The sequence below is a fragment of the Ruminococcoides bili genome (assembly GCF_040093295.1).
Lineage (GTDB): Bacteria > Bacillota > Clostridia > Oscillospirales > Acutalibacteraceae > Ruminococcoides > Ruminococcoides intestinale_A.
Genome location: NZ_JBBNJY010000039.1, coordinates 1 through 13,943 on the forward strand (window position 1 = coordinate 1; position 13,943 = coordinate 13,943).

The 13,943-nt window shown below is 40.8% G+C and carries 13 protein-coding genes; 6 read left to right on the forward strand and 7 right to left on the reverse strand.

Annotated elements, in window-relative coordinates; genetic code table 11:
• Positions 1 to 121: 121 nt before the first annotated feature.
• The 7 genes from AAAY30_RS09820 to AAAY30_RS09850 form a co-directional block, all read right to left on the reverse strand.
• A complete protein-coding gene (locus AAAY30_RS09820; protein WP_296152305.1) occupies positions 122 to 541 on the reverse strand; it encodes a potassium channel family protein in 420 nt (139 codons plus the stop codon).
• 274 nt (positions 542 to 815) lie between these two features.
• Entirely contained in the window at positions 816 to 1,565 is a 750-nt protein-coding gene (locus AAAY30_RS09825; RefSeq protein WP_249377006.1) for a CAP domain-containing protein, read from the reverse strand.
• Positions 1,566 to 1,581: 16 nt separating this feature from the next.
• Entirely contained in the window at positions 1,582 to 3,027 is a 1,446-nt protein-coding gene (locus AAAY30_RS09830) for a nicotinate phosphoribosyltransferase (RefSeq protein WP_337781770.1), read from the reverse strand.
• Positions 3,028 to 3,074: 47 nt separating this feature from the next.
• The gene (locus AAAY30_RS09835; RefSeq protein ID WP_022234064.1) at positions 3,075 to 4,766 is read right to left on the reverse strand and encodes a hypothetical protein; all 1,692 of its coding nucleotides are present in this window, start codon (positions 4,764 to 4,766) and stop codon (positions 3,075 to 3,077) included.
• A complete protein-coding gene (locus AAAY30_RS09840) occupies positions 4,759 to 5,481 on the reverse strand; it encodes an ABC transporter ATP-binding protein (RefSeq protein ID WP_022234065.1) in 723 nt (240 codons plus the stop codon). Before AAAY30_RS09840 ends, AAAY30_RS09835 begins: the two co-directional genes overlap by 8 nt.
• Positions 5,482 to 5,705: 224 nt before the next feature.
• Positions 5,706 to 5,972, reverse strand: coding sequence for a hypothetical protein (locus AAAY30_RS09845; RefSeq protein WP_022234066.1), 267 nt, complete (start codon positions 5,970 to 5,972; stop codon positions 5,706 to 5,708).
• Between the two features lie 35 nt (positions 5,973 to 6,007).
• Positions 6,008 to 7,030: a sugar-transfer associated ATP-grasp domain-containing protein gene (locus tag AAAY30_RS09850; protein ID WP_252558591.1), complete on the reverse strand. Its 1,023-nt coding sequence runs from the start codon at positions 7,028 to 7,030 to the stop codon at positions 6,008 to 6,010.
• A 281-nt stretch (positions 7,031 to 7,311) separates the two neighbouring features.
• Here AAAY30_RS09850 and hrcA point away from each other — a divergent pair, with 281 nt between their 5' ends.
• From hrcA to AAAY30_RS09880, 6 genes are all read left to right on the forward strand, one after another.
• Positions 7,312 to 8,340: a heat-inducible transcriptional repressor HrcA gene (gene hrcA, locus AAAY30_RS09855; protein ID WP_022234068.1), complete on the forward strand. Its 1,029-nt coding sequence runs from the start codon at positions 7,312 to 7,314 to the stop codon at positions 8,338 to 8,340.
• A gap of 19 nt (positions 8,341 to 8,359) precedes the next feature.
• Positions 8,360 to 8,908, forward strand: coding sequence for a nucleotide exchange factor GrpE (grpE, locus tag AAAY30_RS09860; protein ID WP_022234069.1), 549 nt, complete (start codon positions 8,360 to 8,362; stop codon positions 8,906 to 8,908).
• 60 nt (positions 8,909 to 8,968) lie between these two features.
• Positions 8,969 to 10,819, forward strand: a complete 1,851-nt coding sequence (gene dnaK, locus AAAY30_RS09865) for a molecular chaperone DnaK (protein WP_195410688.1) — start codon at positions 8,969 to 8,971, stop codon at positions 10,817 to 10,819.
• A gap of 177 nt (positions 10,820 to 10,996) precedes the next feature.
• The gene (gene dnaJ, locus AAAY30_RS09870) at positions 10,997 to 12,139 is read left to right on the forward strand and encodes a molecular chaperone DnaJ (protein WP_117705249.1); all 1,143 of its coding nucleotides are present in this window, start codon (positions 10,997 to 10,999) and stop codon (positions 12,137 to 12,139) included.
• A gap of 32 nt (positions 12,140 to 12,171) precedes the next feature.
• On the forward strand, positions 12,172 to 13,095 hold the full coding sequence (gene prmA, locus AAAY30_RS09875; RefSeq protein WP_294385473.1) for a 50S ribosomal protein L11 methyltransferase: 924 nt from the start codon (positions 12,172 to 12,174) through the stop codon (positions 13,093 to 13,095).
• Positions 13,096 to 13,200: 105 nt separating this feature from the next.
• The gene (locus tag AAAY30_RS09880) at positions 13,201 to 13,746 is read left to right on the forward strand and encodes a hypothetical protein (RefSeq protein ID WP_022234073.1); all 546 of its coding nucleotides are present in this window, start codon (positions 13,201 to 13,203) and stop codon (positions 13,744 to 13,746) included.
• Positions 13,747 to 13,943: the final 197 nt, after the last annotated feature.

The window sequence follows — 13,943 nt, forward strand, 5'->3', positions numbered from 1 at the left end:
GCTCTTCCGATCTAAAAGGTCGACCAAACTTTTATAATTACCTGTCGAAACAATTTACTAAACCATAATTTAGCAAATAGCTTAGACTAAATCGGAACGAAAATTTTAAAATGATTTAATATTACTTCCTATTAAACTTTTTTACCTTTTTCGAAAGGCTTTGTAAATCCTCTTTTGAAAGTTCAGGCAGATGTTCGAGGTCGTCAAGAAATTTTGCTATACTTTCATTTTCCTTTAGCTTTGTACTCTCAATATAATAGCTTGTAATAATTCCCGGTACTACCGCTATTATCAGTATGGAACATATCGACAGGAAAATCGACATTGCCCTGCCGAGTATCGTAACGGCGGTTATGTCGCCAAAACCTATGGTCGTGGCTACGCTGAAACAGTACCATACACTGTCAATCGGAGTTTTTATGTTCGGCTCAACTATCCATACACCAATGCTTACACCTGCAAATATTATTATGTATGTTGTCAAAAACTTAAGTGCTCCTGTCCGTTTAAGTATAATTTTTATCAGCCGAGTTTTTTTCATATCTTCACCGCCTGCCTTTTATAACAAAATTATATCAATTCTGCGTATAACAGTCAATATTTTTAGCAAAATTAAACAGTCGAATTTTTTGTCAGAGTTTTTGCATCGATTTTCACAAAACAGGTGAAAAATTATTATGCAAAGAAAACACCGTCAGCGCAAAGTGTTGACGGTGTTAAAAAGCCTATTTTCTTGTTTGTTTTCATAATTGAAAGGTTTTCGCTATTGTGTTTAAGCTACCAAACAGCAAGTCGGTTAGCTATCGGAGTTTGCGTTAGCCTTTAATAAACAACTGTTCCCAATAATATCTGTACGGAGCATTTTGGTCAACATAACACGAAACACCGATTTTGTTATATTTGCTGTTCATTATGTTTGCTCTGTGCGACGGAGAATTCATCCATTCTTTTACTACAGCTTCGGGTGTGTTCTGTCCTGCGGCAATGTTTTCGGCTGCCGAAGTGTACGAAACATTATTCTGCTTTAAAACCATAGACCAGCTTGTGCCGTCAGGGCGCTGGTGTGAAAACAGGGTTGCTGTTTCTTTTGAACGAATGTTTGAAAGGTTTGTAAGAGTTGTGTCTTTTGTGAGAGGAGAAAGTCCCTCTTTTGCCCGTGCCGCATTTACAAGTTCAATTACCTTATCAGCAAATTCTTTATTATAGCTTGCAGATCCGCTCGGCTGTGTGGTCGGCTGCGGTTGTGAAGTCGGTTGTACGGTGGTCGGCTGTGTTGCAGGCTGTGTCGGAGTTTCTCCTCCCGAAATGAGCATTTGAGCCGAGGTTACATCCTGAACATCAATTTTGCCGTCATTGTTATAGTCGGCAATTTTTTTCTGATTGTCTGTCAGTTCTCCGTCACCTGCTATTTTTATCTGTAAGTATGTAACATCCTGCACATCAAATCTGCCGTCATCGTTTAAGTCGTATTTTTGCGTATCGAGTGCTGATGCCGAAACAATTGCAGTTGCCGCTACTGCTGTGGCGGTAAGTGTTACGGCGATAATTTGTTTTAAATTTATCATATGAACTCCTGTGATTTTAACTCTGATAGATATTTAAAAGAATGTTTTTGATGTCCCAAAGTTTTTTCGAGAGGTCAACATAGTAGTTGTGCGGGTTCTCAAATCGCTTTACCTCGTCCCAAAGGAGTCCGATTTGGTCTTTGCAGTATTTTGCAATATCTTCAATCTTTGGCGATTCATACACGCACTTGCCGTCCTTAAATATCGGTACAAGTAATTCTTTTGCGGTAAAGTCTGTGAGAGTTTTTGCTTTCCATGTTGCATTCTGGTCGAAAATGGTGTGTGGTTTTGAGAAATCCATTACTTCGTCGTACACGCAAAGTTCGTCGGCAAGAGCCTTGCCGCTCTCGTTGTCATAATAACGGTAAAGTTTTTTGAAATGAGGATTTGTGATTTTTGATGTGTTCTCGCTGACTTTGATTTTCGGGATAATTTCGCCGCTTGTGGGTTCTTCAACGGCAACAAGTTTATATACACCGCCGAATACAGGCGAACTTGACGAAGTTATAAGTCTTTCGCCAACTCCGAAAACATCGACCTGTGCACCCTGCATCATAAGGTCACGGATAAGGTACTCGTCGAGTGAGTTTGACGCAACAATTTTGCAGTTTTCAAGTCCTGCCTCGTCAAGCATTTTTCTCGCTTTTTTAGAAAGGTAAGAAATATCGCCCGAATCAAGACGAATTGCAAATTTGTTAATGCCCTTTGGAACAAGCACTTCTTTAAATACTCTTATTGCGTTCGGAACGCCGCTTTTAAGCGTGTTGTAAGTATCGACAAGAAGCGTCGGGTTCTCAGGATAAAGCTCGCAGTAGGTGCGGAATGCTGTATATTCGTTGTCGAACATCTGAATCCAGGAATGAGCCATTGTGCCGCCTGCGGGTACGCCGTAAAGTGCGTCTGTAAGTGTGCAGGCTGTACCGGCACAACCGCCTATGTATGCGGCTCTTGCACCGTCAACGGCACCTGTTGCGCCCTGTGCACGGCGAGAACCAAACTCAAGAACCGTTCTGCCCTGTGCGGCACGAACAATTCTGTTTGCCTTTGTTGCAATGAGAGTCTGATGATTGATTGTAAGAAGTAAAAATGTTTCGATAAGCTGTGCTTCTATGGCAGGAGCTTTTACCGTAATAATCGGTTCGTTAGGGAAGATAGGAGTTCCCTCGGGAATAGCGTAAATATCACCTGTGAATTTGAAATTTGAAAGATATTTTAAAAATTCTTCGTCAAAAATTTCTTTTTCTCTAAGATACTCAATATCGGTTTCGGAGAAGTGGAGATTTTTGATGTAGTCAATTACCTGCTCAAGACCTGCCGCAATGGCAAAACCGCCGTTGTCGGGCACTTTGCGAAAGAAAAGGTCGAAGTAAACATTCTTTTTGTAAAAGCCGTTTTTAAAATAGCCGTTTGACATTGTAAGCTCGTAAAAATCGCAGAGCATGGAATAGTTAGTTTCTGTCATTATAAATCACCTTAATAAAATTTGATTTGCATTATGTTTCGAACCTATCAGCTTTCGGTTTGTTCAAGATTTTTTACACCCTTGCTAAGGCAAAGCCTTTGTGCAAAAACCGCAAGCACACACATAACAATAACAAGTCCAAGGTTAATTATAACAGGTTCAACGCCAAAAATCCATAGCAATACAAGAGAAATTGCACAAATAGCGGCGGTAATTGCTATAATTATGGCTGCATTGATTACGGTATTGTAGTTACCTCGCAAAGCGTTGATTTCATCGTCCCATACAAGTTTAGGGTTTATTGTGTCCAAGAATATACCGAGGTAGGTTACAAAAACAACGCAGATAAGGCTTAAAAGAATATGTATAAGCGGAATTACGATGAATACAAACGGATTAAAGCTGTCTGCGAGAATTGCGCAGTAAATATTAAATGCAATTACATAGAGCACCATAACAGAGCCGCTGATTATTATACTTGTAAGTGCTTTTGCATTCAGTTGAACTCTTAATGTAACGGGAATATAGCGCATAAATTGGAAGTGCTTGCCCTCTCTTGAAATTGCGGAAGAAGCGATGCTGTTAATTGCCGTGACAAGGGCGGAAATTACAACAGCCGCTACGGTAATTACAGTAATACTTTTTTGATCTCCCGCAAGGTACGGTGTAAGTGTGCCCGACAAAAAGTTTGTACTGCCCTGCAAAATCATAATAACAGCCATAAAAACAGGCCACAAAAGGTTAATGGCTATGCAGTCCATAAAGAAAGGCGGAGTTCTGAAAAGGATAAGAAATTCTTTTTTCAAATAACTTGCAAAAACTCCTTTTTGGGTTGATTTTTCAACAGCCTGACTTGCAATGCTTTTACTGCGTTTGGATTTTGTGGTATTGATGTCCGACACACCTTTGATATACATTTTTGACGCAAGGAAAAGGAAGACTGCAACGAAAATTACATTTGCAAGCAAGTATAAAAGCAGTTGATATACGGATTCGCTTGAGATAGAATCCATCATAAGCGGAATGTGCGGAAAAATAAAGTTCATAACATTTAAAAATCCGTTGTCTGCGCTTGCAAGCGAAGTAACGATTGCATCGGGATTAAATCCGCTGATGCTTACGAGAGCAACCAATGCGCCGACTATAAGCACGGCAGTGCCGATACCTGTAATTTTATTGAGGAAATCACGGTTTTTTACCGAGTGGGTAAAGTACATAAATATAACGGCAATAATTCCGCAGTAAGCAAGAGGAATAATGGGAACGGTAAGTATGCCGATTATTGAAGTTATAACACCTGTAAGCGAAAATCCCTTTGCCGACATAAAGCCTACGCAAGCGCCGAGAATAAGGATAAATTCCATTATGTTTTCCGAAAGCAGGGAATAAGCAAACTTTGCGCTTACGATTTCTCTCGGCTTTAACGGAAGAGGAATGAGATTTTCAATATCGTTTGAAAAATAAAATATATTGATAATTACATTAATTCCGAATACTACGGAAAGGATAGAAATAATATGTAAAATTACTTCCGCACCCTGTGTTGCTCCGCCGTATGTCATTACGCCAAGTGTTAGGGCATAGGTGATTATTCCGACAAGCGCACCTGCCGGTATCATAATAAGAAGCACAACCGCCGTACCCATAATTGTATAAAAATGTTTGGAACGCTTTTTTTCTGCGGAGGTTAGCTCGGTTGTTTTTATAAAGGTTTTTAATAAATTAAAAAAATTACTCATTTTCAGTCAGCTCCAAAAAGATTTGTTCAAGTGATTTGCCTGTGTTCTGACTACAAAGATTATCGAGAGTGCCGTCATAAAGCGATTTGCCCTTTTTAATTATGATAACCTTGTCGCAGAGTTTTTCGGCAACTTCAAGTATGTGGGTGGAGAAAAATACGCAGTTACCCGCATCTGCGTGTTCACGCATCATAGCTTTCAGTTCAAAAGCACTCTTAGGGTCAAGACCGATGAGCGGTTCGTCAAGAATCCATACATCGGGATTGTGCACAAGTGCGGCGGCAACCATAATTTTTTGACGCATACCGTGCGAGTAGCTTAGCATAGGTGCGTTTAAGCTGTCGGTAAGTCCGAATCTGTCGCAAACTTCGGTAAATCTCTTTTTGCGCACATCTGACGGAACTTTGTAGATGTCACCGATGAAATTGAGAAACTCAATTCCTTTAAGCCTTAAGAACATATCGGGACTGTCGGCAATGTAACCGATACTTTTCTTTGCCTCAAGCGGTTCTTTTTTTATGTCGTGACCGTTGATGCTTATTTCACCGCTGTCACTTGAGAGAATACCTGTAAGCATTTTGATTGTGGTGGTTTTGCCCGAACCGTTCGGTCCGATAAATCCTACAATTTCGCCTTTATTTACAGTAAAAGACAAATCGTCTACTGCTTTTAAAGTGTTGTTAAATACCTTTGTAACATTATTGAATTTTATCATAATATCAGTCCTTTGTATGAATGTATTTATATAAATATTATAAAATCAGATATAGTCGCTGTCAATTATTTTTACATTGTTTTTAAAATTTGTTCTGATGCGACATATTTTGAAAAGCTTTTTGTATATGCAAAGTTTGACAACAACAATAACCCCTCCGACAACGCATATTAACAGCGTTGCCGGAGGGGTTATGCTTTTAAGCCTGTAATTGATTTAAAATTTTATTTCTTATTCTTTTTTAGTTTACCGATTACATAAATCAGTACAAAGCCGAGCAGGAAAGCACCTACTACACATTTAAACACAATGCCGAGCACACCGTCAAACATTGCAATTCCCGAAAAACTGTTCATAGCGTACCATACAGTCATAAAGCTGAAAAAACCCCCGATGATGTAGCACAAAGAACCGAGCTTTTTTGCCGATACGAACATATACAGAGCGATTATTGCCCATAATATAAAGTAAAAGGATTTTATGGTTTCCATTTGTTGATCTCCTATAAATCTAATGTATTAATGATTTAAAGTTTAAGGTCGGGAATATACTGCTTTATAATTGAAATTAATCCGACCTTTGGAGTATCTTCGTCGGGTAACTGTGGAAAGTCATATGCCGCATAGTCATTGCCCTCGATAATCGCAGGTCCGTTCTCCGAAATGCATACATCCCAACCGCAATACTTAAATTCGGGTTCTTCCAGTGCCGCATTTTTAACAAGCTCCTTGACCTCTTCGCAGTAAGGAATTTTAAAACCTTTAAATTTTATTCCCGAATACGGGTGTTCGTATGCAATTTCCATATCGGAAGTATGTCCCGGCCCTGTTACCGTACCTGTATCGAGGTCAAAGTGACAGGCAAAACCGCCGTTTTCAAGATTATCTACAAATTTACCGTTATTTCCTGTTTTAAACACCGCATACAAAATATTCGGCTTGCCGTCTACCACAAGTGTGGCAATTCTTAAGCAGTTAATTGAGTGAGGATAAATTTTTGAAACATCGGGGTGTTGTTTTATTGCCTCTTCAAGTACACCGAATTCGTTTTCTTTGTCAAAAACATAATTATAAAATTCTTCGTCGCTCTTAAAGTCCGCTTTAACAAGTTTTTCAATGCCTTTGCCGCATTCGCCGAAAGCAGGCTTTGCAATGAAAACATCCCAAGGCTTAATAAATTCGCTGAATTGCTCCAAAGTAATCTTTTCCTCAATTACAAGTACCCGTCTGCCAAGATATTTTGCAAATCTGGTATCAAATAATCTTTTATCATTAAATATTTCGGCACTTGTAAGATCGTTCTGCATTAACATAAAACGCTTGTTTTTAAAGCGTGTCATATACGTTTTGCGTTGGTCTGCAGTCATATTGTAGTATTCAAACAGAACATAGTCATTATATCCCGCTCTGTATTTAAAAAAGCAACCTACCATATCAAAGAAAATGCCGGCTTTGTTTTTGCCGGATTTTGTGTGAACGGTATTTATTGCGCCGGAAAGTTTGCTGAATGTTGCGCCGGAGCAAACTCTGAAAAAGTAACCGATTCTCATAATAACCTCTTTTGTATCTTAGTTGTATCAAAATTACGGCTAATTTAAGCCATTTTGTGTAGTTAAGGGTGTATTTGTCAATATAACTTCCATTATAGTATATTTTGCGCTGAAATGTCAATAATGGTGACGGATTTGTGAAAAGTTTTTGAAAAGTAAAATTTTTCTGATAAAACTCTTGACTTTTGCTGACTTTAAGATTATAGTATAAGCATAAGAGTTAGCACTCACACACAGAGAGTGCTAAAACAACAAAAAACGCAGGCAGAGAGGTGATACCTATGGAGCTTGCGGAAAGAAAGCAAAAAATTCTTTCGGCTGTTGTTGAAAACTTTATAAAGACAGGTGAGCCTGTAGGTTCAAAAACTCTGATAGACGAAACGGATTTAAAAGTTTCATCGGCTACGGTAAGAAATGATATGGCAGACCTCACACAAAAGGGTTATCTTGTTCAGCCGCATACATCGGCAGGCAGAATACCTACTCAGCAGGGCTACAGATACTATGTTGACAATCTTATGAAGATTGTGGCGGTATCACAGCGGGGCAGAGAACTTGTGGAGGATAAACTTTACAGAAATGCCGAATCACCCGAAAATATTTTAAAATCGGCGGCAGATCTTCTTTCGGAGCTGACAGGACTTACCGCAGTTGCCACAGCACCGAATTCCGCAGAAAGCAGGATTCACAAAATCAGCTTTGTGCAGACGGGTTCGCACACGGCAATGACTGTTGTAATTGCCTCAAACGGCATTATAAAAAATCAGCTTTTCAGATGCGAATTTATAATCACTCCCGAAATCCTTGAAGTGTTTGACAAAGCGCTTAACGAATTGTTTGACGGAGTAAGGCTTTCTTCGATAAATCGTCCGTTTATACAGACGGCAGCGGCAAGATTTGGCGAGTTATCGCTCTTTATGCCAAGTGTGCTTACGGCGATAAAAGATGCGGCAGACAAGGCAAACGAAGTCGGAATCTTTTTGAGCGGTCAGACAAAGCCGTTGTTTATGCAGAATGTAAATTTTCTTGCGGCAAGAAATGTAATTGAACTTCTTTCAAGAAAAGGAGATCTTGCAGGTGTTCTTACAAGCCTGCCGATAGGTACTTCGGTAAGTATAGGTACAGAAAACAGCCGTATAGAACTTGCGTACAGCTCGGTAATTTCTTCAAGCTACAGCGTAAAAGATACACCGTCCGGTACGCTTGCCGTAATAGCTCCGATACGAACGGATTACGGCAGAGTGATTTCGATTATAGAATGTATAAGCGAATGTGTAAGTAAAATAATAAGCGAGCTTATAGAGCATTAATATAGAAAGGAAAGGTAATATGTCAAAGAAAAAAGAAGTGACAAAAGACGAAGCTGTTGTAAACGAGAATACATCCGAACAGACAGCTGAAGCGGTTACGGAAGAAATTGATGAAACCGCCAAAAAAATAGCTGAACTTGAGGAGGAGCTCAACTCACAGAAAGACAAATATCTTCGCCTTTGTGCCGAGTATGACAACTACCGCAAGCGTACAGCAAACGAAAAGCTTTCTATTTATGATGACGCAACAGCAAAGGCGGTTACAGAGCTTTTGCCTGTAGCAGACAGTATTCAGATGGCTATTACAAATTTAAAAGATTGTGACCCCGAAATTTTAAAGGGCATTGAGCTTATTTCAAATCAGCTTGCAAAGTCGCTTGAAAAGCTCAAGGTTGAGCCTTTCGGTGCGCAGGGTGAGGAGTTTAATCCGGAAATTCACAACGCAATCTCAAAGATTGACGATGAGAATTTTGAAAAGAACTGTATTTCACAGGTGTTCCAGACAGGTTACAAAATCGGTGATAAAATTATTCGTCATGCAATGGTTCAGGTTGCAAATTGCGACTAAGACCTTTATATAAATAAATCAGTATAAAAGTAAAACAAATATATTCAGGAGGAATTCATTATGGCAAAGACAATAGGTATAGATTTAGGTACAACAAACTCATGTGTAGCAGTTATCGAAGGCGGCGAGCCTGTAGTTATTCCTAACGCCGAGGGCGCAAGAACAACTCCTTCCGTTGTTGCTTTCTCAAAAGATGGCGAGCGTATGGTAGGTCAGGTTGCAAAGCGCCAGGCTATCACAAACCCTGACAAGACAGTTTCTTCTATTAAGAGAGAAATGGGTACATCATATAAAGTATCAATTGACGGCAAGCAGTACACACCGCAGGAAATTTCAGCTATGATTCTTTCAAAGTTAAAGGCAGACGCTGAAGCATACCTCGGCGAAAAGGTAACACAGGCAGTTATTACAGTTCCTGCTTACTTTACAGACGCACAGCGTCAGGCTACTAAGGATGCAGGTAAGATTGCAGGTCTTGATGTAAAGAGAATTATCAACGAGCCTACAGCAGCTGCACTTTCATACGGTATAGATAAAGAAAAAGACCAGAAGGTTATGGTATATGACCTCGGCGGCGGTACATTCGATGTATCTATCATTGAGATGGGCGACGGTGTTCAGGAAGTTCTTGCTACAGCAGGTAACAACCGCCTCGGTGGTGATGACTTCGATAAGAGAATTATCGACTGGATGGTAACATCATTCAAAAACGAAACAGGTATTGACCTTTCATCAGATAAGGTTGCTATGCAGCGTTTCAAAGAGGCTGCAGAGAAAGCTAAGATAGAGCTTTCGGGCGTTACAACATCTTCAATCAACCTCCCGTTCATTACAGCAGACCAGACAGGTCCTAAGCACCTTGACTTAACACTTACAAGAGCTAAGTTTGACGAACTTACAGCAGACCTTGTAGAGGCTACAATGGGTCCGGTTCGTTCGGCTCTCTCTGATTCAGGTTTACAGATCAGTCAGATTGACAAGGTTCTTATGGTCGGCGGTTCTTCAAGAATTCCTGCTGTACAGGAAGCTGTTAAGAAACTTATCGGCAAAGAGCCGTTCAAGGGCATTAACCCTGATGAGTGCGTAGCTGTAGGTGCTGCTATTCAGGGCGGCGTTCTCGGCGGCGAGGTAGAGGGACTTCTTCTCCTCGATGTTACACCTCTTTCACTCGGTGTTGAAACAATGGGCGGCGTAATGACAAAGATTATTGAGAGAAATACAACAATTCCTACAAAGAAGAGCCAGATTTTCTCAACTGCCGCTGATAACCAGACACAGGTTGAAATCAATGTTTTACAGGGTGAGCGTGAATTTGCAAGAGATAACAAGCAGCTCGGTTTGTTTGCTCTCACAGGCATTGCTCCAGCTATGCGTGGTATTCCACAGATTGAAGTAACATTTGATATTGATGCAAACGGTATTGTTAATGTATCTGCAAAAGACCTCGGTACAGGCAAGGAGCAGAAGATTCAGATTCAGAACTCAACCTCAATGAGCAAGGAAGATATCGACAAGGCTGTTAAGGAAGCAGAGCAGTACGCCGCAGAAGATAAGAAGCACCGTGAAGAGGTTGACGCTAAGAACGAAGCAGAGAACCTTGTATATCAGGCTGAAAAGCTCGTAAACGAGAGCGGCGACAAGATTTCAGAGGACGAAAAGAATACAATCAATACAAAGTGTGCTGCAGTTAAGGACGCTATCGCTAAGAACGACAAGTCTATGATTGACACTGCTAAGGAGGATTTACAGAAAGCTGTTTACGAAGTTTCCGCAAAACTTTATCAGCAGGCAAATCCGCAGGGTGCACAGGGTGCGGCTCCGCAGGGTGACCCACAGCAGGGCACACAGGGCGGCTCAAACGGTGACCCTAACGTATATGATGCCGATTTTAAGGATGTTGACGGCAACTGATTAAAAACGGCACCTATAAATAGATTTACACAATGATTGACTTCATTTGTTTTTCCTGTTAAAATTTGTTAAAGGGGCTGTTTTTTGCAACGGCTCCTTTAGCACTGTATGGATTTTTGACAGCGTATATAGATAACCTTTATACAGCTGATAACAAGTTATTAAAAGGTGAGAATGATGGCAGATAAAAGAGATTATTACGAGGTGCTTGGCGTTTCTAAGGGAGCAAGCGAAGATGAAATTAAAAAGGCTTACCGTCAGAGCGCTAAAAAGTACCACCCTGACCTCCATCCTGGAGATAAGGAATGTGAAGAAAAATTCAAAGAAGTCAACGAGGCTTACGAGGTACTTTCAGATAAAGATAAAAAAGCCCGCTATGACCAGTACGGTCACGCAGGCGTAGACCCTAACTTCGGTGCGGGCGGCGCAGGCGGTTACGGTGCATACGGTCAGGGCATTGATATAGATGATATTTTTTCAAGCTTTTTCGGCGGATTCGGAGGCAGACGCTCCAATAATCCTAATGCTCCGAGCCGAGGCAGCGATGTTGAGGCAAGCATTTATATTTCATTTGAAGAGGCTGCAAAGGGCTGTAAAAAGACCGTAAGCTACGATTGCGTTTCTTCTTGTGACGAATGTCACGGTACGGGCGCAAAACCCGGTACTCAGCCTAAGACCTGCTCTGTATGCGGAGGCTCGGGCAGAGTTACAATCAGCCAGCGTTCACCTTTCGGAGTTGTTCAGACACAGCGTGCCTGTGACGCTTGTCACGGTAAAGGCAAGATTATTGACAGTCCTTGCCCTAAGTGCGGCGGTTCGGGCAGAAAGCGCAGGACTAAAACTGTTGATATTACAGTTCCGGCAGGCATTAAAGACCAGCAGATTCTTAATGTTGGCGGCAGAGGCAACGCAGGTTACAACGGCGGCCCTTCGGGTGACCTTCATGTATATGTAAATGTTCAGCCGCATCCTGTATTTGAACGCAGAGGCGACGATGTATGGTGCAATCTTCCTCTTACATTTGCACAGGCTGCTCTCGGCGCAGAGGTGGTTGTTCCTACTCTTGACGGCAAGGTTTCGTATCAGGTTCACGAGGGTACACAGCCGGGCGATGTATTTAAGCTTAAGGGCAAAGGCATTCAGCGCCTTAACGGCAGAGGAAAAGGCGACCAGTATGTGCGTGTAACCATTGAAGTTCCGAAGAATCTTAACGCTAAGCAGAAGAATCTTATAAAAGAATTTGAGAATGTTACAAACGAAAAGAACTACGCACAGCGCAACAGCTTTTTTGAGAAAATAAAGAGAATGTTCAACGAATAATTCTGATAACAGTATATAAAGGGGCTTAACAAATGGAGTCTTGGACAGAAATAAAAATTGCGGTAAACGCAAAGGATATAGACAGGGCAGGCGACATTGCGAATGTTGTAGTGCCTTACGGAATTTATATTGAGGACTATACTGCTCTTGAGCAGGAAGTGCAGGAGATTGCACACATTGACCTTATAGATGAGGATTTGCTCAAGAAAGACAGGAGCGTTGCCTATGTTCATATTTACCTTGAGCCTGATGTTTCTCCGAACGAGGCTGTAGCCTTTTTGTCCGAAAGGTATAATGCAGAGGGCATTGAGCATAAAATTGAATTGCTCGACTGTGCCGAAGAAGATTGGAGAAACAATTGGAAAAAGTATTTTAATCCGATTGCCGTTGGAGAAAAGCTCCTTATTCGCCCAAGTTGGAGAGATGATTACGATCCGCAGGGCAGAATAGTTTTGAATATTGACCCTGGTTTGGCATTTGGCACAGGCAGTCACGAAACCACAAGACTTTGCCTTGAAATGTGCGAAAAGTATATGAAAAAAGGCGACAAAGTGCTTGATGTGGGTTGTGGCAGCGGTGTGCTCGGTATTGCGTCTTTGCTTATGGGTGCAGAAAGTGCCGTCGGAGTTGACATTGACGATGTTGCGGTAAGAACCGCAAAAGAAAATGCCGAAATCAACGGGGTAGCAGACCGCTTTACAGGAATTTGCGGCAGTTTTACAGACAAGGTAACAGGTAAGTATGACATTGTACTTGCGAATATTGTAGCTGACGCAATTATGTTTCTTTCAAAGGGCGTAAAGGACTTTATGAAAGACGATGCGGTTTATATTATGAGCGGTATTATTGATACCCGTGCCGAAGAGGTAAAGGAATCAATCGGCAAGGATTTTGACATTATAGAAGAACACCTTGAAAAAGGTTGGGTGTGCCTTGCCGCAAAAGCAAAAAAATAAGGTAATAAATGTGCTGTATAGTGCGATATTTACTGAACATTTGTCATAAAACTGTCACAATAGTGTGATAAAATCTAAATAATTTTGATGCTCGGAGGCACGATTATGAAAAAACCAAATAAAAAGAATACAGTAAATCTGTTTTTCTCTGCATTCCTTATTCTTGCGTTTGTAGTATGCGCACACTTTTTCTCTAATTTTGCACTTGGACAGAATCAGGTGCTTTCAAATGTAATTCAGTTGTTTGTTTACACAGTGTTCGGTCTGCTTTTGTTCTACGCAACAAGAGTCGGCGACGGAAAGCCTGTAAAGCGTTTTTCACCGATTACATTAATAATTATGGTATTGCCTGCGCTTTACATAATGATTGCAAGCATAGCAAGCGGTATGCCGCTCCACAGCGCATTTGTTATAAATGACAGTTCAATCAGCATTGTAACAACACTTGCAGCCGTTGTATTCGGTTACGGTATTCCATACACATTCTTAAGCGGTTTTGAAATTGCCGAGGAAGAGAACGAAAGCGAGAAAAAATTCGTTGAGGGCGGTATAGAAGCTGACATTCAGGATGTTGAAAATGAAGAAGAATCAGAGGAAACTTCCGAAAATGCCGAAGAAACCGAAACAAGCGAAGAAAACACAGAAGAATAATTTGTTTTACTTATTAATTTGACAGCGACTTGACAAAATCGAGCCGCTGTTTTATTATTTAAGCGGTGCCTTATACGGTTATTTAAGAATTAAAGGCTTTTTATCATAAGTTTGGGTAATTTATAGTTTAGCGGAATACATCAGCCAAGTAATTATAAAAGTTTGGTCAACCTTTAAAAAGGCTTGACCTAAATTTT